Genomic DNA, 24,421 nt, shown 5'->3' with positions numbered 1-24,421 from the left:
TCGGCGGATTCGCGACCAGAGCATAGCCCCAGGAAGGAGTTTCCATGTCCCTCAGCGAAAAACAGAAAATGCTTACAGGCCAGCTCTATCACGCTGGCTGCCCCGAGCTGCAGGCCGAGCAGATCGCCAACAAGCACTGGATGCACCGCTACAACAGCAGTGTCGAATTGCTCAACGACGCACGTCATGGGCTCTTGGTAGAGCACTTTGGCCAGGTCGGCGAAGGCGCGGTGATCCGCCCGCCGTTTTATTGCGACTATGGCTACAACATCAGCGTCGGCCGCAACACCTTCATGAATTTCAACTGCGTGATCCTCGATGTGCTGCCGGTGCATATCGGTGATGATTGCCAGATCGGCCCCAACGTGCAGATCTATACCGCCGACCACCCGCTCGACCCCGAGGTGCGCCGCACAGGGCTGGAGAGTGGCCGGCCGGTGACCATCGGCAACAACGTGTGGATCGGCGGCGCGGCGATCATCCTGCCGGGGGTGACCATTGGTGATAACGCCGTGGTGGGTGCCGGTAGTGTGGTGACTCGGGATGTGCCGGCGGGGGTGACGGTTGTAGGTAGCCCGGCGCGGGTGCGTGGTTGATATGAAAAAGCCCTGCGGTGTTGGCCGCAGGGCTTAGGGTCAGGCGGCTTTGAAGCCGGGTTTGCCGTTGGCGGCGCGCCATTCTTTAATACGGTTGACGACGCCTTGCGGGCTGACATCTGCCCCATCTGGGGGGTAATAAATCACGTCTGACCCGTCAGGGTGCTCGGTCAACTTCTCGAAAAGAAGAACAATATCAATCCGGTGCTTTTCCAGCTCAGCACCCTTGAGGCCCGTCCGATCCGCATATAGATCCGACACCAATGCGAGAAACTCAGGCTCTGTGTACTCCGTCAAACTCTGTTTCAACGTCATTGATTGTTTCCTCTGTGATGGTTTATGTGGACTTGGGGAGTCATGAACACGAGATTATCGAAGTCGTACACTGCGCCACCCTTTGCAATTTCGTGCTTGTGGTGAATCTCTAACTTGACTCGCTTTCCTACTCGCTGGTCGCGCTTGGCGAATGGCGCTAGCCCTCTACGCATGTCGTCGAGGATTGCGGGCATGATGTGGCGACTGAATACCTCATCTGTCGCAATCTCCATCCAGATTGCCTCCTTTAGCCTATCGAATCTGGCAAACCTCCGCCCCCTGAGCCTTTCCGCAATCTTTGCTGGAATCGGCGCGCCCGCCGCAGTAGTGGCTGCATCCAGAACCCTGTCTGGTGTGATAACGCCGTTGCCGCTTGCAACCCCTGGTAAATTCCGTGGGTTGCGCAACATCACATAAATCGGCGCCAGCCCCGAGTCTGCCGGGAAGATGATGACGTAGTCGTCGATCTGCAGTTCGGGCAGTTCAGGGAGCGTACGGATATCCGGATCCGGCGGGACGATGATAGGGCCCGGAAGGTGCTTCTGCAGATCCTCGACGATAGGGGAGCCAGGGATGACCGTACCGTTCTCGCCGGTGGCAGACAGCGTCGAGGGCGGCGTCGCCGGGTGCCAAAATAGCGTTGCGCCACCTGGGCCTTCGGCGGTAAATCTGTACGCGCCTTGGGCTGCGTCCCACTGTGCCTGGCGTACGCGCACATCGCGCAGAAGGGCGCTGCCATCCGTGGCTGCCAAGTACACCTCCGTCTGCTTGCCCTGAGGGACAGCGTCCATCCGCAAGGGCAGCTCAAGCGTCTGACCAGCTTTGCGGTTTGCTTCGAGGGTAAGGTCCGCGCCGGGACTCATCAGGGCGAGCGGGACGGTCACCCCCATGCGCTCACCATCGCCCAGACGAGCTGAATACAGCATCAGAGGAACATACCTGGCGACCGCCAGGAGCCCACCGGTGAGCAGACGTTGGGCGCCTTTGCCGAGTGCTTCGCCAAAGTCGAGCCAGATCGGTTCGAAATGGGCTATGCCACCGCGTGAGGTCGCCAGGATCAGCGGGTGGTGGATACTGGCTACCCAGGCGTTGAACGTTACAGGTGTATTGCCAGGAGTACGGCCAGACAAGACGGCCAGCGAAGTCTGCTCGTCGAAAACGGTGGCGACGGTGTTGTCTGTTTGTGCCAGTAACCGCATCACCTCCGTACTTTCAGCGGGCGATGTCTGGGTATGGGCGGCAATTTGGGCTTGTAGCTGTGCCTGCACGTTTAGCAATGCCGCTTTGCGGTCTGCGGAACCTTCTGGCGCGTGGTACTGGAGCGCGGAATCGATCCAGGTAGCTTGCGACGCCAAGTGGCCTTGACTCAGGTTCATGCTGGAGTAGGTTGAGGCAAGCTGCTCGCGCGCCTTGAGCAGGTCGGACGTTTCCCGTTCTAGCTCGCGGCTATGCTCGAGTGCTGCTTGCGGGGCAACGCTTTCTTGCTGATGGCGCTCGAAGGCCGTCAGCATCGCTTTCAACGCGCTGCTGGCTTGCAGGAACGCCTGGCTGGCTGTGCCCAGTTGAGCAAGGGCCTGATGGTACTGTTGGAGCGTCCGGTCAATATCCTGATCATGACTTTCCCTCATCCTGAGAGTGGACAAGGTGCTCTGCAGCTGTTGTTGGCGTTGGGCCAACTCGCCGCTTACCTGCTCCAGGTACTTCACGTCGAACGCCGCTCGGTAAGAGTCGAGCCACGCTTGCTGAGGGTCTGCTGGAGCGTTTGGTTTTCGGGCTACAGCCAGGAATTCATGAAGGTTGCGATTTACCGGGTCACCGCCGAAGAAGCTGTAAGCCTGATCACGCGTTGCTTGCAGGCGTGTAGCGAACAATGCCTGAAGCTCATTGATGGCAGCGATGGTGCGTTCTGTCGCCTGGATTTCGCCAAGACCATTCAGCGAGCCCGCTTGATCACGTAAGGCCTGGTCGAGGTCTTGCTGTAACGTGGCGAGGCGCTGTTCATGCGCCTTTTGAACGCCTAACTTGCCGTTTTCGGTCTGTACGATCAGGTCGATATCCAGGCGCCCAGGCTCGAAAACGGATACCAGTTGAAACGATGCACCGGGGTGGGTGCCCCAAAGTTGAGGGCCGACGGGAAGACGGGTGCTGTCTACATAGCTGTTGGGAAGCTCGGTGGAACCTTGTGACATACAGTTTCTCCATTGATCTGTATGTCGCTACGGTAAAAATCCTCCCTCGGGCTGAAGCTGTAGATATCTATCGGGTAGCCACTAACTACCAGGGGCAGTAACACCCTATGGCCAATGTATTGCTGGCCTGCACCGGCCGGTCTTCAAGCAAGGCCTTGATGATGGGTTCCACAAAGCTGTTGCTGGCATTGCACACGGCGCCTTCGCTGTAGGGGCCGAAGTAGGCCAGGTGGCCTTGCCGGTCCCAGATGGCCACGGCCGGGGAGGCGGGCAGGTGTTCGCTGCCGGGCAGGCTGGCGAGTGGCTTGAGGGCGGTGAGGTTGGCGGGCAGCTGGCCGTGGCTGTCGGGCTTTTGCAGCACGTGGAAGGTCACACCCTGGCTGGCGAACTGGCTGACCAGGTCGCCCAGGTGCTGCTGGTTGCCGACGTTGCACGGGCAGGCCGGGTCCCAGAAATGCACTACCCTGATCGGGCCGGGGCCGGCCAGCTCGGGGGGCAACTGCAGCTGGCTGCCGTCGAACAGCGTGGCTTGATTGTCGAACGGGCGCAGGTAGCGGGCCTGGAACGTGGTGTAGGCCTGCCAGAGGATGGTCAGGCCGACCAGAAGGGCGATTGCCATGCACAGCGGTTTGATGATCCGAGTCTTCATGAAGTTTCCGCGGCCCCCTGTAGGAGCGGCCTTGTGTCGCGAAAGGGGTGCGAAGCGCCCCCAGGATGTGTGCATCAAGCTGATATTGCTGGGGCCGCTTTGCGGCCCTATCGCGACACAAGGCCGCTCCTACAAGTTCGAAGGTGAGCAAGCTTGCCACGACGCCAGCCAGAGCTGAATATCCCAGATCAATACTTGCTTCACTGTGGATGTACCCGATGCCCGCTGCCTTTCACCCAGACCTCCTGCGCACCAGCCTGGCGCCGCTGACCGCTCGCCAGCCGTTGTCGGCGCAGGCGCAGGACTACCAGCGCTTCTATGGCCTGAACCTGTCGGCCCACAGCTGGCTGGGCGGCTTCCAGGCCGCAGGCTTCGAGCTGGTCGGGCAGGCCTGGCTACCCGACCAGCCGAGCGCGACGCTGTTCCTGCTGCACGGCTATTACGACCATATGGGCCTCTACAGGCATGTGATCGATTGGGCGCTCAAACAGGAGTTCGCCGTGATCAGTTGCGACCTGCCCGGCCACGGCCTGTCCAGCGGCGAGCGAGCCAGCATCAGTGATTTCGCGGTGTACCAGCAGGTGCTGGAGGCTTTGTTCGAGCAGGCGCGCACGCTGCAACTGCCGCGCCCGTGGCACCTATGCGGTCAAAGCACCGGTGGCGCCATCGCCGTGGACCACCTGTTGTACCAAGGCGCGCGCAGCCCCATCGATGGCCAGGTCATCCTGTTGGCACCGCTGGTGCGGCCCTGTGCCTGGCGCTGGTCGAAGCTGAGCTATCGTGTGTTGCGTCACTTCGTGAATGGCATCGAGCGGCGCTTCAGCGAGAACACCAATGACCCGACCTTCCTGCCGTTCCTCGAAGCCGACCCGCTGCAACCGCGCCGCCTGCCTACAGCTTGGGTGGGCGCCTTGATTGCCTGGGTCAAACGCATCGAGGCCGCGCCGCGCAGCACGCGGCGGCCGTTGATCGTGCAAGGAGAAGCGGATGGCACAGTGGACTGGCAGTACAACCTCGAAGTACTCAAGGCCAAGTTTGCCGAGCCGCAGATTCTGATGCTGCCCGAGGCCCGTCACCACCTGGCCAACGAGCTGCCGGGCATTCGCCAGCGCTACTTCGACTTCATCGACCAGCGCCTGGGCTGATCACTTAAGGTCGCTGCTACTCTGGCCAACTGCCAGGCCTGCGCGAACGGCGGCCAAGGCGGCCTGGTAGTAAGCCTTGCCGTCTGGCGACTCGGCAAAGGTAGCGAACTCTTCCAGCTCGGCATCGGACAGGTCGCGATAGACATACAGCAGGGTGTTGTTGAGGTCTTCGCCGATCTGGCCCATCAGGCGCTGGCGCTGGCCGTCGAGCAGGTTCTGGGCCTGACCGCCGCCGAACAGGCCGGGGATCATCGAGCTGAGGCTGTCGGCCGCCACGCCGGCAATGGCCAGGCTCACTTCGGCACCGGCTTCGCGCGCCGGCAGGGCCTGGGCCAGATGCCCGATTATCAGCAGGCGATCATCGCTGGCCTGGATCTTCGGCAAGCCCTTGGCATTCTTGGCCAGTTCGTCCTTGCGTGTGGCCTTGAGCTCCGCAGCCACCACCTTGCGCCCCAGCGGCGACCGGAAGAACGCCAGAGCCGGAGCCGGGTTGGCCAAGGTTGCGCGCAGCTGCGCCTGGGCGCGACGGTCCACCGCCTGGGCCTGGAAGCGCTGGTTGCTGTTGTTTACCAGCGCCTGGTACACGGCGGGTGGCAAACTGTTGCGGTAGCGTTCCTGGGCAGCGGTCAGGGCATCATTGAAATGGGCGCGCTGGTCGGGCCAGCCGGCGGCCTTGTACAGTTGATCCAGGTTGTCTGCCCAGACAGGCACGGTGCAGATCATCAGCAGAATCAGGGAAAACAGACGGCGCATTCAGGACTCCTGTCGGCAGGTGGCTATTGTCCGTGGCCGGGCGCCGGTTTGTCGAGATATCCGCGTGCTTCTCGGCCAAGTGGCGCTGTGCGCCGGCATGGCTAATGGATATGATGCGCGCCATGCACATCTCCCCTGAACACCCGATGCTTGCGGCCGTCGTCGACGATCTGGCCACCCATGGCTGGTCCCAGCAGGCGCTTTTCCTGCCCGCCGACCTGGTGCGTGCGCTCGCGGCCGAGTGTCGGCGCCGTGATGCCGAAGGCGAACTCAACCCTGCAGGGGTTGGGCGCGGTGCTGCCCAGGAGGTGCGCGAGGCCATTCGCGGCGACCAGATCCAGTGGATCGACCCCGGCCAGGCCGAGGCCTGCGACCAGTACCTGAGCGCCATGGACCAGCTGCGCCAGGCCATCAACCAGGGCCTGTTCCTTGGCCTGGAAGACTTCGAGTGCCATTTTGCCTTGTACCCGCCAGGGGCGTTCTATCGCCGGCACCTGGACCGCTTCCGCGATGATGACCGGCGCATGGTGTCGGCAGTCCTGTACCTGAATGAAGGCTGGCAGCCGCAGGACGGTGGCCAGTTGCGCATGTTCCTGGCGGACGGTGTCGAGCATGATGTCGAGCCGGTGGCGGGCTGCCTGGTGGTGTTCCTGTCGGGCGAGGTGCCCCATGAGGTGCTGCCGGCAGGGCGTGAGCGGCTTTCGTTGACCGGCTGGTTCCGGCGCCGTGGCAATGACCCCTTCTGACCTGCCCAAGGTGCTGGTCAGCGCCTGCCTGCTGGGGCAGCCAGTGCGCTATGACGGCCGCGCCAGTGGCCACCCCGACCTGTTGCAGCGCTGGCAGGCCGAAGGGCGCGTGGTGCCGTTGTGCCCGGAAGTGGCGGGTGGCTTGCCGACCCCACGGCCGCCTGCAGAGATACCGGGCGGGCAGGGTGGGGAGGTGCTCGACGGTGGCGCGCAGGTGCTGACGGTGACGGGCGAGGATGTCAGCGCCGAGTTCCTGGCTGGGGCGCAACGGGCGCTGGAGTTGGTGCACCGGCATGGCATTCGTGTGGCCGTGCTGAAGGCTGGAAGCCCTTCGTGTGGCAACCGGTTGACCTATGACGGCACGTTCAGTGGTGTGAAGGTGGCCGGGGAAGGGGTGACCACGGCATTGCTGCGGCGGGCGGGGGTGCTGGTGTTCAGCGAGCTGGAGCTGGACGAGGCACAGCAGGCTCTGGCCGGGCTTTCAGCTTAAGCCTGTTCCGGCCCCTTTCGCGGGTGAACCCGCTCCCACAGGGACATCACAAGCGTTGAGGGCTGTGGAGAACTTGTGGGAGCGGGTTCACCCGCGAAGAGGCCGGTACAGGCAGCAAAAATCCTATTGCCCGGCCGCAGTCTCAGGCACACCCTTGAACCACTTTTGCTCAAGTTCGGCAGTCCGCCCGCTGTCCTTGAGCCGCTGCAGTGCATTGTTCACCGCACTCTCGAACGCCGGGTTGTCCTTCTGGAACGGGATTACCAGCTGCTTCTCGCCAAACGGCAGGCTCACATCGAGCGGGCTGTCACCTTTGGGTGATTCGCTCGACGGGGTCAGTGCGATGTCGTACTTGCCACTCTCGACACCGGGCAGTACCTCTGCCGCAGGGGCTTCGATGAACTCGGCGCGCAGGTCCAGTTCCTTGGCCAGCGCCTGGCCGAAGTCGATCTCGAAGCCGCTCAGGTGGTCATTTTCCTTGAATGCGTACGGCGAGTTGTCGGCCTGTACGGCAATGCGCAGTTCGCCCCGGTCGGCAATTTCGTCAATCAGCTCGGCCTGAGCCAATGGCGTGATCAGTACCGCCAGCATTACTCCTATGATCGAACGCATTAAAGCCCCTTTTCTCTTTGGCAGATGAATAACCTTCGCCACGGCTTTCTTCCTCGCCGTGGTCGAGCGCAGCCTATGACCTTGAAGCCTCGGCATTGTTTAACCCTGATTGAAATATTTCTGCCTGACGATGTGAACATCTGGGCAAACATATCAACTAAGGTGAACCACCGCCGCCACCGGAATACTGGCGGCGGTCAATAAGTGAATCACAGGAGAAGTGAATGAACAGCCTATTTTCGCGTGCTGCCGTTGCTGGTCTGTTGATGGGAGCGTCAATGTTCGCCAGTGCCGCAGATGCCCTGAAGAGCCAGGAGCCGCCCAAGGATGCCAAGGTCTTCATCGTTTCCCCCGCCGATGGCGCCACGGTCGACAAAACCTTCACCGTCAAGTTCGGCATCGAGGGCATGGCACTCAAGCCTGCGGGTGACAGCACCCCGCACACCGGCCACCACCACCTGCTGGTGGATGTGGATAAAGAGCCGGTGGCCGACATGGCCCTGCCGGCCAGCCTGATGCCACAGGCCGGCACCGCGTTGCCGGACGGCCCGCAAGTACTGCACTTCGGCAAGGCGCAGACCGAAACCAGCATTACCCTGACCCCAGGCAAGCACACCCTGCAGCTGGTGCTGGGTGACCAGTATCACGTGCCGTTCAAGCCGAGCGTCGTGTCGCAGAAGATTACTGTCGACGTGAAATAGGGGTTGAGCTCTTCGCGGGCAAGCCCGCGAAGCAAGCGACACCAATGTCACAGGCAAAAAAAGGGAGGCCACCGGGGCCTCCCTTTTTCATGCCGCCAGCGAACTTAGAACAGGACGCGGGAACGGATGGTGCCCTTGACCTGTTGCAGCTTCTCTTGCGCCAGGTCGGAGTACTCGGCGTCAACGTCGATCACCACATAACCGACTTTCTCGTTGGTCTGCAGGAACTGACCGGAGATGTTGATGCCGTTCTCGGCGAAGACCTTGTTGATCTCGCTGAGCACGCCCGGGATGTTTTCGTGGATGTGCAGCAGACGGTGCTTGCCTGGGTGCGCCGGCAGGGCCACTTCCGGGAAGTTGACCGAGGATACCGAGGTACCGTTGTCGCTGTACTTGACCAGCTTCTCGGCCACTTCCAGGCCGATGTTGGCCTGGGCTTCGGCAGTGGAACCACCGATGTGCGGGGTCAGAATCACGTTGTCCAGGCCACGCAGCGGGCTTTCGAACTGCTCGTCGTTGGAGCGCGGCTCCACCGGGAACACGTCGATGGCGGCGCCGATCAGGTGCTGGTCCTTGATGGCGGCGGCCAGGTGGTCCAGCTCGACCACGGTGCCGCGTGCGGCGTTGATCAGGATCGCGCCCTTCTTCATCGCGCGGATTTCCTTCTCGCCGATCATCCACTGGGTGGACGGCAGCTCAGGCACGTGCAGCGAAACGATGTCGGCCAGGCCCAGCAGCTCGTGCAGGCTGGTGACCTGCACGGCGTTGCCCAGTGGCAGCTTGGTCAGCGGGTCGTAGAAATACACCTGCATGCCCATATTCTCGGCCAGGACCGACAGCTGGGTGCCGATCGAGCCGTAACCGACGATACCCAGCTTCTTGCCGCGGATTTCGAAGGAATTGGCCGCGCTCTTGATCCAGCCGCCACGGTGGCAGGAAGCGTTCTTCTCGGGGATGCCGCGCAGCAGCAGGATGGCTTCGGCCAGTACCAGTTCGGCTACCGAACGGGTGTTGGAATATGGCGCGTTGAACACGGCGATACCGCGCTCGCGGGCAGCTTCCAGGTCGACCTGGTTGGTGCCGATGCAGAAGCAGCCAACAGCGACCAGTTTCTTGGCGCAGTCGAAGATCTCTTCGGTCAGCTGGGTGCGCGAACGGATACCGATGAAGTGGGCATCGGCGATCTTTTCCTTCAGCTCGGCTTCCGGCAGCGAACCAGTGAGGTATTCGATGTTGGTGTAGCCGGCGGCCTTGAGGGTATCGACCGCGTTCTGGTGCACACCTTCAAGAAGAAGGAACCGGATCTTGCTCTTGTCGAGAGAAGTCTTGCTCATCTGCGTAAACCTGTATCCCGGAGAAAAAATGGCGAGGGTGATGCCAGGCGCAAAGGCAGCCTTAGCATGAACAGCGGGAGGGCTATGCTAGCATACGCGACACAATCTGAGCTTATCCCGACAGGTGAAGAGTGCTCAGGGTGACTATGAATAAGTCGAGAGTTCCAGCGATGACCCACCCCGCTGTAATTGATGAACTGATGACCCTTGTCGACCCTGGCAAGGTCCTGACCGACGCAGCTTCCCTGGAAGCCTATGGCAAGGACTGGACCAAGCATTACCCACCGGCACCCAGCGCCATCGTCTTTCCCAAGACGGTGGAGCAGGTGCAGGCGATCGTGCGCTGGGCCAACACGCACAAGGTGGCGCTGGTGCCGTCTGGCGGGCGTACCGGGCTTTCTGCAGGCGCCGTGGCGGCCAATGGCGAAGTGGTGGTCGCCTTCGACTACATGAACCAGATTCTCGGCTTCAATGCCTTCGACCGCACCGTGGTCTGCCAGCCAGGGGTGATTACCCGTCAGCTGCAGGCCTACGCCGAAGAACAGGGCTTGTATTACCCGGTGGACTTCGCCTCCAGCGGTTCCAGCCAGATTGGCGGCAATATCGGCACCAATGCCGGTGGAATCAAGGTGATTCGCTACGGCATGACCCGCAACTGGGTGGCCGGGTTGAAAGTGGTGACCGGCAAGGGTGAGCTGCTGGAGCTGAACAAGGACCTGATCAAGAACGCCACCGGCTACGACCTGCGCCAGCTGTTCATCGGTGCCGAAGGTACCCTTGGCTTCGTGGTCGAGGCCACCATGCGTCTGGACCGTGCGCCGCGCAACCTCACCGCGATGGTGCTGGGTACCCCCGATTTCGACTCGATCATGCCTGTGCTGCATGCCTTCCAGGGCAAGCTGGACCTGACTGCCTTCGAGTTCTTCTCCGACAAGGGCCTGGCCAGGATCCTGGCGCGTGGCGACGTGCCGGCGCCGTTCGAGTCCGACTGCCCGTTCTACGCGCTGCTGGAGTTCGAGGCCAGCACCGAGGAGGTGGCCAACGAAGCGCTGGCCACCTTCGAGCACTGCGTCGAACAAGGCTGGGTGCTGGACGGGGTGATGAGCCAGAGCGAGACCCAGCTGAAAAACTTGTGGAAACTGCGCGAGTACCTGTCGGAAACAATCTCGCACTGGACCCCGTACAAGAACGACATTTCTGTCACGGTGTCGAAAGTGCCAGCGTTCCTGCGCGATATAGATGCCATCGTCGCCGAACATTACCCGGATTACGAAGTGGTGTGGTACGGCCACATCGGCGACGGCAACCTGCACCTGAACATCCTCAAGCCCGAGCACATGAGCAAGGACGACTTCTTCGCCTCGTGCACCAAGGTCAACAAGTGGGTGTTCGAGATCGTCGAGCGCTACAACGGCTCGATCTCCGCCGAGCATGGTGTGGGCATGACCAAGCGTGACTACCTGGGCTACAGCCGCTCGCCCGAAGAAATTGCCTGCATGAAGGCAATAAAGGCCGTGTTCGACCCTAACGGCATCATGAATCCGGGTAAGATCTTCGCACCTGAATAGAAAGCAGTATCCAGAGGAGTCGGCCATGAGTTACCAGCATCAGTACGTAGACGGCACACGCATTCACTTCCCGCTGGGCAAGGTGGTGTGCATCGGCCGTAACTATGCCGAGCATGCCAAGGAGCTGGACAATCCGATCCCCACCGAACCGCTGCTGTTCATAAAGCCTGGCAGCTGCGTGGTGCCGGCCGAGGGCGGCTTCAAGATTCCGACGGAACGTGGCTCGGTGCACTATGAGGCGGAAATTGCCGTGCTGCTGGGCAAGCCGCTGTCGACTCACCCGAGCAAGGAAGAGGTGCTGGACGCCATTTCCGGCTATGCACCGGCGCTAGACCTTACCCTGCGTGACGTGCAGGCCAAGCTGAAAGAGAAGGGCCTGCCCTGGGAGCTGGCCAAGTGCTTCGATGGCGCCTGCGTACTGCCGCCGTTCGTGTCGGCCGCCAGCTTCGAGGATGTGACCGACATCCCGGTGCGCCTGACAGTCAACGGCGAAGTTCGCCAAGATGGTAACAGCGCGATGATGCTTAACCCGATCGTGCCGATGATCCAGCACATGGCCGCGCATTTCTCGCTGCAGGCGGGGGATGTGATCCTTACCGGTACCCCGGCGGGTGTGGGGCCGTTCAATGTCGGTGATGAACTGGTGCTGGAGTTGCCGGGTGTGAGCCGCTTCGAAAGCCGGGTGCTCTGACTCGAGACCGCGTCGCCTTCTTCGCGGGTAAACCCGCTCCCACAGGTACTGCGCAACCCTCAAGGGCGACGCTATGCCTGTGGGAGCGGGTTTACCCGCGAAGAGGCCGGTCCTGTTTACCGATTTTTCACACCTGATCCGGATAATGCGCGAATCTACGCCCATTTCCCCAGGACCCCCGCATGCCATCTCCCTCCAGCGCCCCGGCAACCCCCAAGCGTCGTTTCTTCCTGCGCTGGCCCTTCGGCCTGGCCGCGGCGGCGGTAATCGGCTATGGCGTGGCCGTGGCCATGCACTGGGATGACCGCGGCGCGCTGTGGGTCAAGGAAAGCTTCGAAAGCACCGCCGAACGCAGCGAAAGCGTATGGCTGCCGGACTACCAGGTCGACATCGATGCCAAGCCGCTGCCGGGCATGGACGACGATGAAGCTTCGGATGTTGCCTTCAACCCGCGTACCCGCACCCTGTTCGCAGTCATGGGCAAGAACCCGATCCTGGTCGAACTGAGCCTGGATGGCGATGTGCTGCGCAAGATCCCCCTCAACGGCTGGAACAACCCGGAAGGCGTCGCCGTGCTGGAGGACGGCTACCTGGCAATCACCGATGAGCGCCTGCACGACCTGACCGTGGTCAAGGTGGATGCGCAAACCACCTCGTTGAACCATGATGATTTCCAGAACCACGACCTGGGCCCGTCGGTGAAGAGCAACAAGGGCTTCGAGGCGGTGGCCTGGGACCCGCTGCGCCAGCGCCTGGTAATCGGCGAGGAGCGCCCGCCCCGGCTGTATACCTGGAAAACCGACGGTCGCAGCCCGCTCACGGGTGAAAAACAGCTTTTGCCCAGTGATGAACTGGACCTGCGCAACCTCTCGGCGCTTGGCGTGGATCCGCGTACCGGCCACTTGTTGGTGCTGTCGTCCGACTCCAACATGCTTCTGGAACTGGACGAGCAGGGCCAGCAAGTCAGTTTCATGACCCTGCTCGGCGGTTTCAACGGCCTGCAGCACACCATCCCGCGTGCCGAAGGGGTGGCCATGGACGACAAGGGCAACCTGTACATGGTCAGCGAGCCGGCACTGTTCTATCGCTTCAGCAAAAACTGACCCAAACATCCGACTTTTCGGATGCTGGCATTAAGCTTTACTTCAGTTGTTCGTGATTAGATTCGTCACCCCTGTGTCGAGTCTTCCCTCATGCGCCGTTTTGTTCGTCCGTTCCCTGTTCTGGTCGTTATCGGCCTGATCCTGCTCGGCTTGGCCGGGCAGGAGTTTCGCCTGTTCGAGCGTGGCTGGTTCAACCTCAAGGCCTGGTGGCAGCCAGCCGAGCAAAGCATCGGCCTGGACCGTTACCGGGTGGTGGTGGAGGCGCAGCCGATCGAGGGGCTGGATGACGACATCTCGGCGCTGACCTACGACCCCGACCGCAAGACTCTGTTTACCGTTACCAATGCTCGCTCGGAGCTGATCGAGCTGTCGCTGGACGGGCGCATCCTGCGCCGAGTGCCGCTGACCGGCTTCGGCGACCCGGAAGCCGTGGAGTACGTCGGGCCCAACAGCTATGTGATCACCGACGAGCGTCAGCAGCGGCTGATTCGCGTGCGCCTGGAGGACGACACGATGTTCCTCGATGCCGGCGATGCCGAGCAGCTGACCCTGGGCATTGGCCTGAACGGCAACAAGGGTTTCGAGGGGCTGGCTTACGATTCGGCGGGTAAGCGCCTGTTCGTGGCCAAGGAGCGTGACCCAATGCTGATCTACGAGGTGCATGGCTTCCCGCACGACAATCCTGAGCAGCCCTATGCAGTGCATGTGGTGCAGGACCGCAAGCGCGATTCGAGGCTGTTCGTGCGGGACCTGTCGAGCTTGCAGTTCGATGAGCGCAGCGGGCACCTGCTGGCGCTGTCGGACGAGTCGCGGCTGGTGCTGGAGCTTGATGTGGAGGGCCGGCCGCTGAGTACCTTGTCGTTACGCAAGGGGTTCCAGGGGTTGCAGGCGACGGTGCCGCAGGCGGAGGGGATTGCGATGGATGAGGCGGGGACCATCTATCTGGTCAGTGAGCCGAACCTGTTCTATGTGTTCAAACAGCCAGCGGAGTGAGTGCCTGTGAGGGCCTGTTCGCGGGCATGCCCGCTCCCACAGGTACGCCACAGGTTTCGGACCCTGCGCAACACCTGTGGGAGATTCTATGGTTTTCAGCAAGCCAGTTTCGCGCCTTTAGTGACGTATTCGCCCTGATTTTTCATCAGGGCGAATGCCACCCGCGCGAGCTTTCTTGCCAGGATTACCAACGCTTGGGTTGTTGCTTTACCACTGCTCCGATGCTGTTCGTAAAGCCCTTTCCAGGCTGCCGATCTGCTGGCCGCCATCGCAGCGTTGTGCAATAAGCGACGAATTTCTGAACAACCTCGCTTGGTGAGGCGACGTCGCCCATTCTTCTGTCCGGAATCACTGACTCGTAAATCCATTCCTAGGAATGCAATGTACGAGTCACTGCTTTTGAACTCGCCCCTTGTAAAAGCCATCACCAATGCTGCGGCGGTGAGAAAACCAATGCCCTCTACTGCCTGGCAGCGAGCGACTTGTTCCTGCAGCCCAGCGTCTCGCAGTACTTCTTTAATCTTCTTTTGAATCAACTGATCCAGCCGATCTATCGACTTCACAAAAGTTTCGAAGGCGGCTTTCAAAAGGCTTTCGTTAGCCCAGCTCTGAGTCATTGCAGTACGAGCAGTCACCAAGGCGGCTCTGCGTCGCAAGAGGCTCTGAAGCTTGCCGTAGACAGCGGGAGGCGGGCTCCAAGGGCGAAGGTCCTCGCCTTCATTTTTTAAAAAACGGGACAGCAACCGAGCATCGGAGGGGTCGGTTTTAACCCGTCCCCCAACACTCTTCCGGTAGTTGCTCAATTGAAAACCATCGATGACATAGACCTCGAAGCCTAGGCTGTGGGCCAATTCAACCAGGTCCAAGTGATAGACGTTGGTCGCCTCAACAGCGATAGCGGTGTTGAGGGGTTGTTGCTTGAGCCACCTTCTGATCTCGAGTTTGGAGTTTTTGAGCCTGATGATCTCGTCGCGATCATCGTGGTGGATAACCAGCTCAGCTTTCGCGACATCCGCACCCACGATCAACTTACCTACCTGCATTGCCATGGGCCGCTCCTCACGTTATGGTTTTTCGGCTTGAAGGGGTTTCACCAAGAGGCGCTGGCTTGTTTCTATCGTCGCTTGCAAACGATGCATTCTTTATCGGCGCTTTGGTGGAAGGGGTGGGGCGATGTCTCCCACGGTCTGTACTGCTGTGAACAGTCAGAATCGGGCATTTAGTCCCACCACCCCTTCAAGTCTAACCATACAAGCGGGCGCGCCCGCGAAGAAGGTTACTCAGCCTTGAGGCTCTTCACGCCCTCAGAGGTACCCAGCAGCAGCAAATCCGCCGGTCGCGCCGCGAACAGGCCGTTGGTCACCACGCCAACAATGGCATTGATCTGCGCTTCCAGCTCCACCGGGTTGGTGATCTGCAGGTTGTGCACATCGAGGATCACGTTGCCGTTGTCGGTAACCACGCCCTCACGGTACACCGGGTCACCGCCCAATTTGACCAGCTGGCGCGCCACGTGGCTGCGGGCCATCGGGATCACTTCGACCGGCAGCGGGAACGCGCCCAGCACCGGTACCAGCTTGCTGGCATCGGCGATGCAGATGAAGGTCTTGGCCACGGCGGCGACGATCTTCTCGCGGGTCAGGGCTGCGCCGCCGCCTTTGATGAGGTTCAGGTGCGCGTCGCTCTCGTCGGCGCCGTCCACGTAGAACTCCAGTTCGCTGACGCTGTTCAGCTCGTAGACCGGGATGCCATGGCCCTTCAGACGCTGGGCAGTGGCTTCGGAGCTGGCGACCGCGCCGTCGAAGGCGGTCTTGTGCTGAGCCAGGGCGTCGATGAAGAAGTTGGCGGTCGAACCGGTGCCGACGCCGACGACGCTCTTTTCATCCAGCTTGGGCAGAATGAAGTCGACAGCGGCCTGGGCGACGGCCTGTTTGAGTTGGTCCTGGGTCATGCGGGCTCCGAGAGGGGCAGGGCGGTTTCGAAAAGAGCCTAGTATAACGGCTCGGGCGGCTTTGCTGTGGTCGCCCGACGTAGCGCTGGGGTAGACTCCCAGCCCTTGTCCCGCGGCCCAGTGATGCATTCCCGATGCTCGAACAGTACGTCAAGAAGATCCTCACCTCGCGCGTCTACGACGTCGCGGTCGAAACCCCGCTGCAGAGCGCCGGGCAGCTGAGCAAGCGCCTGGGCAACCAGATTCTGCTCAAGCGCGAAGACCTGCAGCCGGTGTTCTCGTTCAAGATCCGCGGGGCCTACAACAAGCTGGCCCAACTGACCCCGGAAGAACTGGCCCGTGGCGTGGTCACCGCCTCGGCCGGCAACCACGCCCAGGGCTTGGCCCTGGCTGCGCGCGAGATGGGTATCAAAGCCACTATCGTGATGCCCAAGACCACCCCGGAAATCAAGGTCGAAGGCGTGCGTTCGCGGGGCGGCAAGGTGGTCCTGCATGGCGACTCGTTCCCCGAGGCGCTGGCCTATTCGCTGAAACTGGTCGATGAAAAGGGCTTCGTCTACGTGCACCCCTACGACGACCCGCACACTATCGCCGGGCAGGGCACCGTGGCCATGGAGATCCTGCGCCAGCACCCAGGCCAGCTGGACGCGATCTTCGTGCCGGTGGGTGGCGGTGGCCTGATCGCCGGCATTGCTGCCTACGTGAAATACCTGCGCCCGGAAATCAAGGTGATTGGTGTCGAGCCGGACGACTCCAACTGCCTGCAGGCGGCCATGGCGGCCGGCGAGCGCGTGGTGCTGCCGCAGGTCGGGCTGTTCGCCGACGGTGTGGCGGTGGCGCAGATCGGCCAGCACACCTTCGACATCTGCCGCCATCATGTGGATGAAGTGGTCACCGTCAGTACCGACGAAATCTGCGCGGCTATCAAGGATATCTACGATGATACCCGCTCGATCACCGAACCTGCCGGTGCCTTGGGCGTGGCGGGCATCAAGAAGTACGTCGAGTTGTACGGCGTGACCGGGCAGACCCTGGTGGCCATCGACTCCGGTGCCAACGTCAACTTCGACCGCCTGCGCCATGTGGCCGAGCGTGCCGAGCTGGGTGAAAAGCGCGAAGCGATCATCGCCGTTACCATTCCCGAGCGCCCGGGCAGCTTCAAGGCCTTCTGCGAGGCTATCGGCAAGCGCCAGATCACCGAATTCAACTACCGCAAGCACACCTCCGACGAGGCGCATATCTTCGTCGGCGTGCAGACCCACCCGGAAAACGACCCGCGTGCGGCGCTGGTACAGCAACTGACCGAGCAGGGCTTCCCGGTTACCGACCTGACCGACAACGAGCTGGCCAAGCTGCATATTCGCCATATGGTTGGTGGTCATTCGGCCGGCGCCAGTGACGAGATGGTGCTGCGTTTCGAGTTCCCCGAGCGGCCGGGGGCGCTGTTCAACTTCCTCAACAAGCTGGGCGGGCGCTGGAACATTTCGATGTTCCATTACCGCAACCATGGCGCCGCTGACGGGCGCGTGGTGGCGGGGTTGCAGGTGCCGGAGGACGAGCGCCACCTGGTGCCGGCGGCGCTGGCCAAGATCGGCTACCCGTACTGGGACGAAACCGACAACCCGGCTTACAAGCTGTTCCTGGGCTGAGCGGCTAAGCTGGGGCTGACGGCCCTTTCGCGGGCTTGCCCGCTCCCACAGGTACTGCGCAGGCTTCAGGGCCTGTGATATCCCTGTGGGAGCAGGCAAGCCGGCGAAGAAGCCTGCACAAAATGGCCTGCTTAAGGACAACCGAGACATGGAACACCTGACCACCCTCAAGACCCTGCACATCATCGCCACTGCGCTCCTGCTGCTGGGTGCTCTGGGCCTGGCGCTCTGGACCGTGCGCGCCCGCCGCCAGGGCGATGCCGAGGCTTTCGCCAAGCTGCTGCGTCGGCCGCTGGTGTTCGTCTGGCTGGTGATGGGCCTGTGCCTGGTGAGCATGCCGTTAACCGGCTGGTGGCTGGTGCACCTGGTGGGCTGGCCGCTGGGGCAGGCCTGGGTGCTGGCGTCCAGCGTCATCTATACGCTGGGCGCGTTTGCCGTGTGGTGGCTGCTGGTGCGGTTGAACCGGCTGCGCAAGGCCGAGGTGGTGGGGTTGCGCTTTACCCTGGCACTGGCGGTGTTCAGTGGGGTTTGCTTCCTGTCCATCGCCGGGCTGATGGGAGCCAAGCCGGTCTGACAGCTTTGTGCTGTATGTGCTGGCCTCTTCGCGGGTAAACCCGCTCCTACAGGGTCTGAGCAAGGCTTGAGCGCTGTGCAGTACCTGTGGGAGCGGGTTTACCCGCGAAGAGGCCGGCACAGGAAAACCTCAATCCCGCAGCGAAACCACCGGCCACCCACGCATCTCGGCCTCCGTCCGCAGCTTCGGGTCGGGGTCCACCGCCACCGCATGCGCCACCCGCTGCAACAGCGGCAAATCGTTCATCGAGTCGCTATAGAAATAGCTGTCCTCAAGGTCGAAGCCGTTCTCCAGCATCCAGCGCTCCAGCCGCGTCACCTTGCCTTCACGGAAACACGGTATATCGGTACTACGTCCGGTATAGCGGCCATCACGCGTTTCGCATTCGGTCGCCAGCAACACGCGAACCCCCAGGCGCCGGGCAATCGGTGCGGTGACGAAGCGGTTGGTGGCGGTGATGATCACCAGCTGGTCGCCGGCCTCGCGGTGCTGCTGCAGCAAGCTAAGCGCCTTTGGCAGGATGATCGGCTCGATGCAGTCGCGCATGAAATCATGGTGCCATTCGTCGAGCTGGGATACTGGTGTTGCCGCAAGGATTTCCATGGAAAAGGCCAGGTAGGCCTGCAGGTCCAGGGTCCCATTCAGGTATTCCTGATAGAAGCCATCGTTGCGTCGCTTGTAGGCAACCGGGTCGAGGATGCCGCGCTGGCAAAGGTAGTCACCCCAGGCATGGTCGCTGTCGCCACCGAGGAGGGTATTGTCCAGGTCGAATAAAGCCAGGCGCATCGCGGTCACTCGCATAAGCCACAGGGTAGGTCCGCAGAATACGGAGTTTTCACGCTGCTGCACATAAGCTTGGCGGGCGCGTTGCTGCGCTCGCAAGCTTTGTGGAACAATGCGGTGACATGCGTTTGCGAGGTTGCTGCCGTGATCGACCCGGATGGTTTTCGCCCCAATGTCGGGATCATTCTCACGAATGATGCCGGGCAGGTGCTATGGGCTCGACGGATCAACCAGGATGCCTGGCAGTTTCCCCAGGGTGGCATCAACCCTGACGAGACGCCGGAAGATGCCCTGTACCGCGAGCTGAACGAAGAAGTTGGCCTTGAACGCGATGATGTGGAAATTCTTGCCTGCACCCGTGGCTGGTTGCGTTATCGTTTACCCCAGCGACTGGTGCGTACGCATAGCCAGCCGCTGTGCATCGGCCAGAAGCAGAAATGGTTCCTGCTGCGTCTGGTCAGCAACGAACAACGGGTGCGGATGGACCTGACCGGCAAGCCGGAATTCGACGGCTGGCGTTGGGTCAGCTATTGGTACCCGCTGGGCCAGGTTGTGACATTCAAGCGCGAGGTCTACCGACGCGCCCTGAAAGAGCTAGCACCGCGTCTGCTGACGCGCGACTGACGACGGAGTTCGACCCCGAGCCATGCTCAATACGCTGCGCAAGATCGTCCAGGAAGTAAACTCCGCCAAAGATCTCAAGTCGGCGTTGGGGATCATTGTCTTGCGTGTCAAGGAGGCCATGGGCAGCCAGGTCTGCTCGGTCTACCTGCTCGACCCGGAAACCAACCGCTTCGTGCTGATGGCCACCGAAGGCCTGAACAAGCGTTCCATCGGCAAGGTCAGCATGGCCCCCAACGAAGGCCTGGTCGGCCTGGTCGGTACCCGGGAAGAGCCGCTGAACCTGGAAAACGCTGCCGACCACCCGCGTTACCGCTACTTTGCCGAGACCGGCGAGGAAAAATTCGCCTCCTTCCTCGGTGCACCGATTATCCACCACCGCCGCGTGGTTGGGGTATTGGTCATCCAGCAAAAGGAGCGCCGCCAGTTCGACGAGGGCGAAGAAGCCTTCCTGGTCACCATGAGCGCCCAGCTCGCCGGGGTTATCGCCCACGCCGAGGCTACTGGCTCGATCCGTGGCCTGGGCCGCCAGGGCAAGGGTATTCAGGAAGCGCGCTTCGTCGGCGTACCGGGCTCGCCTGGCGCCGCCGTGGGGCGCGCAGTGGTGATGCTGCCGCCAGCCGATCTGGAAGTGGTGCCGGACAAGACCGTCGATGACATCGACGCCGAACTGAAGCTGTTCCAGAACGCCCTCGAAGGTGTGCGCGACGATATGCGCAAGCTGTCGGCCAAGCTGGCCACCCAGCTGCGCCCGGAGGAGCGTGCACTGTTCGATGTGTACCTGATGATGCTCGAAGACGCGGCTCTGGGCGGTGAGGTGACCGAAGTCATCAAGACCGGCCAGTGGGCCCAGGGCGCACTGCGTCAGGTGGTGGGCGAGCACGTCAACCGCTTCGAGCTGATGGACGATGACTACCTGCGCGAGCGCGCCTCCGACGTCAAGGACCTGGGCCGGCGCCTGCTGGCCTACCTGCAGGAAGCCCGCGCGCAGTCGCTGGTGTATGCCGACAACACCATCCTGGTCAGTGAAGAGCTGACCCCGGCGATGCTCGGCGAAGTGCCGGAAGGCAAGCTGGTCGGCCTGGTCTCGGTACTGGGCTCGGGCAACTCCCACGTCGCCATCCTGGCTCGCGCCATGGGCATCCCCACGGTGATGGGCCTGGTCGATCTGCCTTATTCCAAGGTCGACGGCATCGAGATGATCGTCGACGGCTACAAGGGCGAGGTGTTCACCAACCCCAGCGAAGTGCTGCGCAAGCAGTACAGCGACGTGGTCGAGGAGGAGCGCCAGCTGGCCCAGGGCCTGGATGCCCTGCGCGAACTGCCGTGCGTTACCCCGGACGGCCACCGCATGCCGCTATGGGTCAACACCGGCCTGCTCGCCGATGTGGCCCGTGCCCAGCAGCGCGGCGCCGAAGGGGTGGGGCTGTACCGCACCGAAGTGCCGTTCATGATCAACCAGCGCTTCCCCAGCGAGAAAGAGCAGCTGGCCATTTACCGCGAGCAGCTGGCGGCCTTTCACCCGCTGCCGGTGACCATGCGTACCCTCGACATCGGTGGCGACAAGTCGCTGTCGTACTTCCCGATCAAGGAAGAAAACCCGTTCCTCGGCTGGCGCGGCATTCGCGTCACCCTCGACCACCCGGAAATCTTCCTGGTGCAGACCCGCGCCATGCTCAAGGCCAGCGAGGGGCTGAACAACCTGCGTATCCTGCTGCCGATGATTTCCGGTATCCATGAGCTGGAAGAGGCGCTGCACCTGATCCACCGCGCCTGGGGCGAGGTGCGTGACGAAGGCACCGATGTGCCGATGCCACCGGTTGGCGTGATGGTGGAAATTCCTGCGGCGGTGTACCAGACCAAGGAGCTGGCGCGGCAGGTGGACTTCCTGTCGGTCGGTTCCAACGACCTGACCCAGTACCTGCTGGCGGTGGACCGCAACAACCCGCGGGTCGCCGACCTTTACGACTACCTGCACCCGGCGGTGTTGCAGGCGCTGAACACGGTGGTGCGCGACGCCCATGGCGAAGGCAAGCCGGTGAGTATCTGTGGTGAGATGGCCGGTGACCCGGCAGCGGCGATCCTGTTGATGGCCATGGGCTTCGACAGTCTGTCGATGAACGCCACCAACCTGCCGAAGGTGAAGTGGATGCTGCGTCAGGTGAATATGAGCAAGGCCAAGGAGCTGCTGGTCGAGGCCTTGAGTCATGACAACCCGCAGGTTATCCACAGCTCGCTGCAACTGGCCCTGAAAAACCTTGGGTTGGCGCGGATGATCGGGCCTGGGGCCAATAAAACCCTCTGAGTGTGAGGTGGCCTTTTCCGGCCTCTTCGCGGGTAAACCCGCTCCCACAGGTACAGCGCAGCCTTCAGATGCGGCGCAATCCCTGTGGGAGCGGGTTTACCCGCGAAGAGGCCGGAGCAAGCAACGTCAAATTATCAGGCCAGCAGCTCAACTTCCCCCAAATGCCCACCAAAGGGCCCGAAACTGCGTTCAACCAGTCGCCTTTTCCCCTGATCATCCACAATCAGCACCGTGCTCGCCCGCGTCCCGTAGTTCTGGCTGGCAATGAACACGCTCGACAGCAGCTTCTCGGTCGCCAACCCCACGCCCGTCTCCGGCAACTCGCCCTCCGGCGCAGGTTCGGCATCGGCCAGCAATGCCAGCAAGCGCTGTGGCTCTGGCGTTTCCAGTAACCCTTCCAGCCCACTGCGCGCCTTCACCAGCTTAGGCCAAGGCGTATCCAGCCCGGCATTGGAAAGCCCGTAAACCCCGGCCTCCAGCAAGCGCGGCGCCGCGTCCCGGGCATGCAGATAGCCCAGCTGTCGCCCATCGCCCACCAGCAGGTTGAACCCTGAATATTGCCGGCTGCGGCTGGCCACCTGGTCCAGATAGGCCTCGACCCCCAACTCCCCCTGCAGATACGCCGCCACCAGCTCGCCCCGCGAGCGCGGCCCCAAAGCCTGCGCCGGGTCGCGAATATTGGTCAGCGCCGCGAACCGCCCCTGCGGTCCGACGCCCAGCCAGGTGCCGCCGGCCTCCAGGTCGCGCCCGGCATATACCCCGGGAGCATCCTCCCAGGCCGCCAGGGCCTGGGTGGGGCGGGCATAGAATTCATCGCGGTTGGCCGCCACGATCAGCGGCAGGGCGTGCCCCGGTCGCCAGGCGAATACGATCAGGCACATCGGTAGGGCCTCCGGTTTTTTTCCACTGTACCCACTCCGATGGGGCACTTCCAACCTGACACACAGTTCACTAGAGCCGTGAGCCCGGCTTCCGTTACCATGCCGGATTGATTTCTTGGGGAAGACGAATGGAATTCGTGCTCTATCTGCTGTTGGGTGCCTGCGCCGGTGTGCTGGCCGGGCTGTTCGGCGTGGGCGGCGGTATCATCATCGTGCCGGTGCTGGTGTTCAGCTTCACCTTGCAGGGTTTCGATGCCTCGGTGCTGACCCACCTGGCTGTCGGTACGTCGCTGGCAACCATCGTCTTCACCTCGATCAACGCCGTGCTCGAGCACCATCGCAAGGGCGCGGTGCAATGGCCGATCTTCGCCTGGATGACCCTCGGCATCCTCCTTGGGGCCGGTGTCGGCGCCAAGACCGCCTCGCTGATACAGGGGCCGTTGCTGCAAAAGATCATCGGTGTGTTCGCCCTGGTCATCGCCGCGCAGATGGCCCTGGACCTCAAACCCAAGGCCAGTCGTGGCATCCCCGGCAAGCCCGCGCTGATCAGTGCAGGTGGGGTGATCGGCTGGGCTTCGGCCATTTTCGGCATCGGCGGCGGTTCGCTGACCGTGCCGTTCCTGACCTGGCGCAGCCTGCCCATGCAGCAGGCAGTGGCCACGTCTTCGGCCTGTGGCCTGCCCATTGCCTTGGCCAGTGCCCTGAGTTTCATGCTGCTGGGTTGGCACGAAGAGCACCTGCCGGCCCACAGCCTGGGTTACGTGTACCTGCCGGCGCTGCTCGGCATTGCCGTGACCAGCATGTTTTTCGCCCGCTTCGGCGCGCGCCTGGCGCACAAGCTGTCGCCACGTCTGTTGAAACGCCTGTTCGCAGCCCTGCTGTTCTGTGTCGGCCTCAGCTTTTTGATTTGAATCGAGAGGAAGTTCCATGCTGCCTTACCCGCAGATAGACCCCGTGGCCGTGGCCATCGGGCCGCTGAAAATCCATTGGTACGGCCTGATGTACCTGGTCGGCATCGGCGGTGCCTGGCTGCTCGCATCGCGCCGGCTGAACCGCTTCGACCCCACCTGGACGCGCGAAAAGCTCTCCGACCTGGTGTTCTGGCTGTCGATGGGTGTGATCGTCGGTGGTCGCCTGGGCTACGTGCTGTTCTACGACCTGCACGCCTACCTGGCCAATCCGACGCTGATCTTCGAGGTGTGGAAGGGTGGCATGTCGTTCCACGGCGGTTTCATCGGCGTGATGCTGGCGGCCTTGTGGTTCGGCAAGCGCAACAACAAGTCGTTCTTCGAGCTGATGGACTTCGTCGCGCCGCTGGTGCCGATCGGCCTGGGGGCCGGGCGTATCGGCAACTTCATCAACGCCGAGCTGTGGGGCAAGGCCACCGACGTGCCATGGGCGATGGTCTTCCCACCGTTCAGCGACCCGGCGCAGCTGCCGCGTCACCCATCGCAGCTGTACCAGTTCGCACTCGAAGGTGTGGCGCTGTTCCTGATCCTCTGGGCGTTCTCGCGCAAGCCGCGGCCGACCATGGCGGTATCCGGCATGTTCGCGCTGTTCTATGGCATCTTCCGCTTCATCGTCGAATTCGTCCGCGTACCGGATGCCCAGCTGGGCTACTTGGCCTGGGGTTGGCTGACCATGGGTCAGATTCTGTGCGTGCCGATGATCCTGGCTGGCCTTGGCCTGATCTGGTGGGCTTATAATCGCAAGCCTACGGCGAAACCCGCCTGATTAATCCCACGGCAGGGGCGATCCCCCTGCCGTTTTTG

The 24,421-nt window shown here is 62.1% G+C and carries 25 protein-coding genes; 15 read left to right on the top strand and 10 right to left on the bottom strand.

The window, feature by feature from the left end:
* Positions 1-44: 44 nt before the first annotated feature.
* Positions 45-596, top strand: a complete 552-nt coding sequence (locus tag NY023_RS26225; RefSeq protein ID WP_013974687.1) for a sugar O-acetyltransferase — start codon at positions 45-47, stop codon at positions 594-596.
* A gap of 39 nt (positions 597-635) precedes the next feature.
* Here NY023_RS26225 and NY023_RS26220 read toward each other — a convergent pair whose 3' ends face one another.
* The 3 genes from NY023_RS26220 to NY023_RS26210 form a co-directional block, all read right to left on the bottom strand.
* Positions 636-911, bottom strand: a complete 276-nt coding sequence (locus tag NY023_RS26220) for a bacteriocin immunity protein (protein ID WP_023662887.1) — start codon at positions 909-911, stop codon at positions 636-638.
* Complete coding sequence (locus NY023_RS26215) at positions 908-3,100, bottom strand: S-type pyocin domain-containing protein (protein WP_013974685.1); 2,193 nt, start codon at positions 3,098-3,100, stop codon at positions 908-910. The genes NY023_RS26220 and NY023_RS26215 overlap by 4 nt, the downstream gene beginning before the upstream one ends.
* Positions 3,101-3,185: 85 nt before the next feature.
* Positions 3,186-3,749, bottom strand: coding sequence for a DUF6436 domain-containing protein (locus NY023_RS26210; protein ID WP_013974684.1), 564 nt, complete (start codon positions 3,747-3,749; stop codon positions 3,186-3,188).
* 218 nt (positions 3,750-3,967) lie between these two features.
* Here NY023_RS26210 and NY023_RS26205 point away from each other — a divergent pair, with 218 nt between their 5' ends.
* The gene (locus tag NY023_RS26205) at positions 3,968-4,894 is read left to right on the top strand and encodes an alpha/beta hydrolase (RefSeq protein WP_024087881.1); all 927 of its coding nucleotides are present in this window, start codon (positions 3,968-3,970) and stop codon (positions 4,892-4,894) included.
* Here NY023_RS26205 and NY023_RS26200 read toward each other — a convergent pair whose 3' ends face one another.
* Positions 4,895-5,647, bottom strand: coding sequence for a DUF2059 domain-containing protein (locus NY023_RS26200; protein WP_013974682.1), 753 nt, complete (start codon positions 5,645-5,647; stop codon positions 4,895-4,897).
* A 113-nt stretch (positions 5,648-5,760) separates the two neighbouring features.
* Between NY023_RS26200 and NY023_RS26195 the strand changes: the two genes are divergently transcribed.
* Together NY023_RS26195 and NY023_RS26190 are read left to right on the top strand one after the other, a co-directional pair.
* A complete protein-coding gene (locus NY023_RS26195; protein ID WP_024087880.1) occupies positions 5,761-6,393 on the top strand; it encodes a 2OG-Fe(II) oxygenase in 633 nt (210 codons plus the stop codon).
* On the top strand, positions 6,380-6,883 hold the full coding sequence (locus NY023_RS26190) for a DUF523 domain-containing protein (RefSeq protein WP_013974680.1): 504 nt from the start codon (positions 6,380-6,382) through the stop codon (positions 6,881-6,883). Before NY023_RS26195 ends, NY023_RS26190 begins: the two co-directional genes overlap by 14 nt.
* A 123-nt stretch (positions 6,884-7,006) precedes the next feature.
* Here NY023_RS26190 and NY023_RS26185 read toward each other — a convergent pair whose 3' ends face one another.
* The gene (locus NY023_RS26185) at positions 7,007-7,495 is read right to left on the bottom strand and encodes a substrate-binding periplasmic protein (protein ID WP_024087879.1); all 489 of its coding nucleotides are present in this window, start codon (positions 7,493-7,495) and stop codon (positions 7,007-7,009) included.
* A 224-nt stretch (positions 7,496-7,719) separates the two neighbouring features.
* On the opposite strand from NY023_RS26185, the gene NY023_RS26180 reads away from it, so the two are divergent.
* Positions 7,720-8,196 (top strand): DUF4399 domain-containing protein, encoded by a 477-nt coding sequence (locus NY023_RS26180; protein ID WP_024087878.1) that lies wholly within the window; start codon positions 7,720-7,722, stop codon positions 8,194-8,196.
* A 104-nt stretch (positions 8,197-8,300) separates the two neighbouring features.
* Here NY023_RS26180 and serA read toward each other — a convergent pair whose 3' ends face one another.
* Positions 8,301-9,530, bottom strand: a complete 1,230-nt coding sequence (gene serA / locus NY023_RS26175) for a phosphoglycerate dehydrogenase (protein WP_003258542.1) — start codon at positions 9,528-9,530, stop codon at positions 8,301-8,303.
* Positions 9,531-9,700: 170 nt separating this feature from the next.
* Here serA and NY023_RS26170 point away from each other — a divergent pair, with 170 nt between their 5' ends.
* From NY023_RS26170 to NY023_RS26155, 4 genes are all read left to right on the top strand, one after another.
* Positions 9,701-11,098, top strand: coding sequence for an FAD-binding oxidoreductase (locus tag NY023_RS26170; RefSeq protein ID WP_013974677.1), 1,398 nt, complete (start codon positions 9,701-9,703; stop codon positions 11,096-11,098).
* Between the two features lie 25 nt (positions 11,099-11,123).
* Positions 11,124-11,789 (top strand): fumarylacetoacetate hydrolase family protein, encoded by a 666-nt coding sequence (locus tag NY023_RS26165; RefSeq protein WP_013974676.1) that lies wholly within the window; start codon positions 11,124-11,126, stop codon positions 11,787-11,789.
* Between the two features lie 182 nt (positions 11,790-11,971).
* The gene (locus NY023_RS26160; RefSeq protein WP_013974675.1) at positions 11,972-12,892 is read left to right on the top strand and encodes an SdiA-regulated domain-containing protein; all 921 of its coding nucleotides are present in this window, start codon (positions 11,972-11,974) and stop codon (positions 12,890-12,892) included.
* A 90-nt stretch (positions 12,893-12,982) separates the two neighbouring features.
* Positions 12,983-13,885, top strand: coding sequence for an SdiA-regulated domain-containing protein (locus NY023_RS26155; RefSeq protein WP_013974674.1), 903 nt, complete (start codon positions 12,983-12,985; stop codon positions 13,883-13,885).
* Positions 13,886-13,980: 95 nt separating this feature from the next.
* Here NY023_RS26155 and NY023_RS26150 read toward each other — a convergent pair whose 3' ends face one another.
* Positions 13,981-14,934: an IS110 family transposase gene (locus tag NY023_RS26150; RefSeq protein WP_013974673.1), complete on the bottom strand. Its 954-nt coding sequence runs from the start codon at positions 14,932-14,934 to the stop codon at positions 13,981-13,983.
* Positions 14,935-15,161: 227 nt separating this feature from the next.
* Positions 15,162-15,836 carry a ribose-5-phosphate isomerase RpiA gene (rpiA, locus tag NY023_RS26145; protein WP_013974672.1) on the bottom strand — a complete coding sequence of 225 codons (675 nt, stop codon included), beginning with the start codon at positions 15,834-15,836 and terminating at the stop codon, positions 15,162-15,164.
* A gap of 134 nt (positions 15,837-15,970) precedes the next feature.
* Here rpiA and ilvA point away from each other — a divergent pair, with 134 nt between their 5' ends.
* Together ilvA and NY023_RS26135 are read left to right on the top strand one after the other, a co-directional pair.
* A complete protein-coding gene (gene ilvA / locus NY023_RS26140; protein WP_013974671.1) occupies positions 15,971-17,485 on the top strand; it encodes a threonine ammonia-lyase, biosynthetic in 1,515 nt (504 codons plus the stop codon).
* A 148-nt stretch (positions 17,486-17,633) separates the two neighbouring features.
* A complete protein-coding gene (locus NY023_RS26135) occupies positions 17,634-18,059 on the top strand; it encodes a DUF2269 domain-containing protein (protein WP_013974670.1) in 426 nt (141 codons plus the stop codon).
* Between the two features lie 129 nt (positions 18,060-18,188).
* On the opposite strand, the gene NY023_RS26130 is transcribed toward NY023_RS26135, so the two are convergent.
* Positions 18,189-18,845: an HAD family hydrolase gene (locus NY023_RS26130; protein WP_013974669.1), complete on the bottom strand. Its 657-nt coding sequence runs from the start codon at positions 18,843-18,845 to the stop codon at positions 18,189-18,191.
* A 141-nt stretch (positions 18,846-18,986) separates the two neighbouring features.
* Here NY023_RS26130 and NY023_RS26125 point away from each other — a divergent pair, with 141 nt between their 5' ends.
* On the top strand, positions 18,987-19,466 hold the full coding sequence (locus NY023_RS26125) for an RNA pyrophosphohydrolase (RefSeq protein ID WP_003249017.1): 480 nt from the start codon (positions 18,987-18,989) through the stop codon (positions 19,464-19,466).
* A 22-nt stretch (positions 19,467-19,488) separates the two neighbouring features.
* Positions 19,489-21,768: a phosphoenolpyruvate--protein phosphotransferase gene (gene ptsP, locus NY023_RS26120; RefSeq protein WP_013974668.1), complete on the top strand. Its 2,280-nt coding sequence runs from the start codon at positions 19,489-19,491 to the stop codon at positions 21,766-21,768.
* Between the two features lie 134 nt (positions 21,769-21,902).
* Here ptsP and NY023_RS26115 read toward each other — a convergent pair whose 3' ends face one another.
* Entirely contained in the window at positions 21,903-22,649 is a 747-nt protein-coding gene (locus NY023_RS26115; RefSeq protein WP_013974667.1) for an NRDE family protein, read from the bottom strand.
* 128 nt (positions 22,650-22,777) lie between these two features.
* Between NY023_RS26115 and NY023_RS26110 the strand changes: the two genes are divergently transcribed.
* Both NY023_RS26110 and lgt read left to right on the top strand, forming a co-directional pair.
* Positions 22,778-23,560: a sulfite exporter TauE/SafE family protein gene (locus NY023_RS26110; protein WP_013974666.1), complete on the top strand. Its 783-nt coding sequence runs from the start codon at positions 22,778-22,780 to the stop codon at positions 23,558-23,560.
* A 16-nt stretch (positions 23,561-23,576) separates the two neighbouring features.
* Entirely contained in the window at positions 23,577-24,383 is an 807-nt protein-coding gene (gene lgt / locus NY023_RS26105; protein WP_013974665.1) for a prolipoprotein diacylglyceryl transferase, read from the top strand.
* Positions 24,384-24,421: the final 38 nt, after the last annotated feature.

The sequence above is a fragment of the Pseudomonas sp. NBB genome (genome assembly GCF_032701105.1).
Classification (GTDB): Bacteria; Pseudomonadota; Gammaproteobacteria; order Pseudomonadales; family Pseudomonadaceae; genus Aquipseudomonas; species Aquipseudomonas asiatica.
This window is presented reverse-complemented; position numbering and strand designations above follow the sequence as displayed.

Excerpts from the sequence above, each read along its gene's own strand:
- NY023_RS26225 (WP_013974687.1), top strand. The coding sequence starts at position 45 with ATGTCCCTCAGCGAAAAACAGAAAATGCTTACAGGCCAGCTCTATCAC.
- NY023_RS26220 (WP_023662887.1), bottom strand. The coding sequence starts at position 911 with ATGACGTTGAAACAGAGTTTGACGGAGTACACAGAGCCTGAGTTTCTC.
- NY023_RS26215 (WP_013974685.1), bottom strand. The coding sequence starts at position 3,100 with ATGTCACAAGGTTCCACCGAGCTTCCCAACAGCTATGTAGACAGCACC.
- NY023_RS26210 (WP_013974684.1), bottom strand. The coding sequence starts at position 3,749 with ATGAAGACTCGGATCATCAAACCGCTGTGCATGGCAATCGCCCTTCTG.
- NY023_RS26205 (WP_024087881.1), top strand. The coding sequence starts at position 3,968 with ATGCCCGCTGCCTTTCACCCAGACCTCCTGCGCACCAGCCTGGCGCCG.
- NY023_RS26200 (WP_013974682.1), bottom strand. The coding sequence starts at position 5,647 with ATGCGCCGTCTGTTTTCCCTGATTCTGCTGATGATCTGCACCGTGCCT.
- NY023_RS26195 (WP_024087880.1), top strand. The coding sequence starts at position 5,761 with ATGCGCGCCATGCACATCTCCCCTGAACACCCGATGCTTGCGGCCGTC.
- NY023_RS26190 (WP_013974680.1), top strand. The coding sequence starts at position 6,380 with ATGACCCCTTCTGACCTGCCCAAGGTGCTGGTCAGCGCCTGCCTGCTG.
- NY023_RS26185 (WP_024087879.1), bottom strand. The coding sequence starts at position 7,495 with ATGCGTTCGATCATAGGAGTAATGCTGGCGGTACTGATCACGCCATTG.
- NY023_RS26180 (WP_024087878.1), top strand. The coding sequence starts at position 7,720 with ATGAACAGCCTATTTTCGCGTGCTGCCGTTGCTGGTCTGTTGATGGGA.
- serA (WP_003258542.1), bottom strand. The coding sequence starts at position 9,530 with ATGAGCAAGACTTCTCTCGACAAGAGCAAGATCCGGTTCCTTCTTCTT.
- NY023_RS26170 (WP_013974677.1), top strand. The coding sequence starts at position 9,701 with ATGACCCACCCCGCTGTAATTGATGAACTGATGACCCTTGTCGACCCT.
- NY023_RS26165 (WP_013974676.1), top strand. The coding sequence starts at position 11,124 with ATGAGTTACCAGCATCAGTACGTAGACGGCACACGCATTCACTTCCCG.
- NY023_RS26160 (WP_013974675.1), top strand. The coding sequence starts at position 11,972 with ATGCCATCTCCCTCCAGCGCCCCGGCAACCCCCAAGCGTCGTTTCTTC.
- NY023_RS26155 (WP_013974674.1), top strand. The coding sequence starts at position 12,983 with ATGCGCCGTTTTGTTCGTCCGTTCCCTGTTCTGGTCGTTATCGGCCTG.
- NY023_RS26150 (WP_013974673.1), bottom strand. The coding sequence starts at position 14,934 with ATGGCAATGCAGGTAGGTAAGTTGATCGTGGGTGCGGATGTCGCGAAA.
- rpiA (WP_013974672.1), bottom strand. The coding sequence starts at position 15,836 with ATGACCCAGGACCAACTCAAACAGGCCGTCGCCCAGGCCGCTGTCGAC.
- ilvA (WP_013974671.1), top strand. The coding sequence starts at position 15,971 with ATGCTCGAACAGTACGTCAAGAAGATCCTCACCTCGCGCGTCTACGAC.
- NY023_RS26135 (WP_013974670.1), top strand. The coding sequence starts at position 17,634 with ATGGAACACCTGACCACCCTCAAGACCCTGCACATCATCGCCACTGCG.
- NY023_RS26130 (WP_013974669.1), bottom strand. The coding sequence starts at position 18,845 with ATGCGCCTGGCTTTATTCGACCTGGACAATACCCTCCTCGGTGGCGAC.
- ptsP (WP_013974668.1), top strand. The coding sequence starts at position 19,489 with ATGCTCAATACGCTGCGCAAGATCGTCCAGGAAGTAAACTCCGCCAAA.
- NY023_RS26115 (WP_013974667.1), bottom strand. The coding sequence starts at position 22,649 with ATGTGCCTGATCGTATTCGCCTGGCGACCGGGGCACGCCCTGCCGCTG.
- NY023_RS26110 (WP_013974666.1), top strand. The coding sequence starts at position 22,778 with ATGGAATTCGTGCTCTATCTGCTGTTGGGTGCCTGCGCCGGTGTGCTG.
- lgt (WP_013974665.1), top strand. The coding sequence starts at position 23,577 with ATGCTGCCTTACCCGCAGATAGACCCCGTGGCCGTGGCCATCGGGCCG.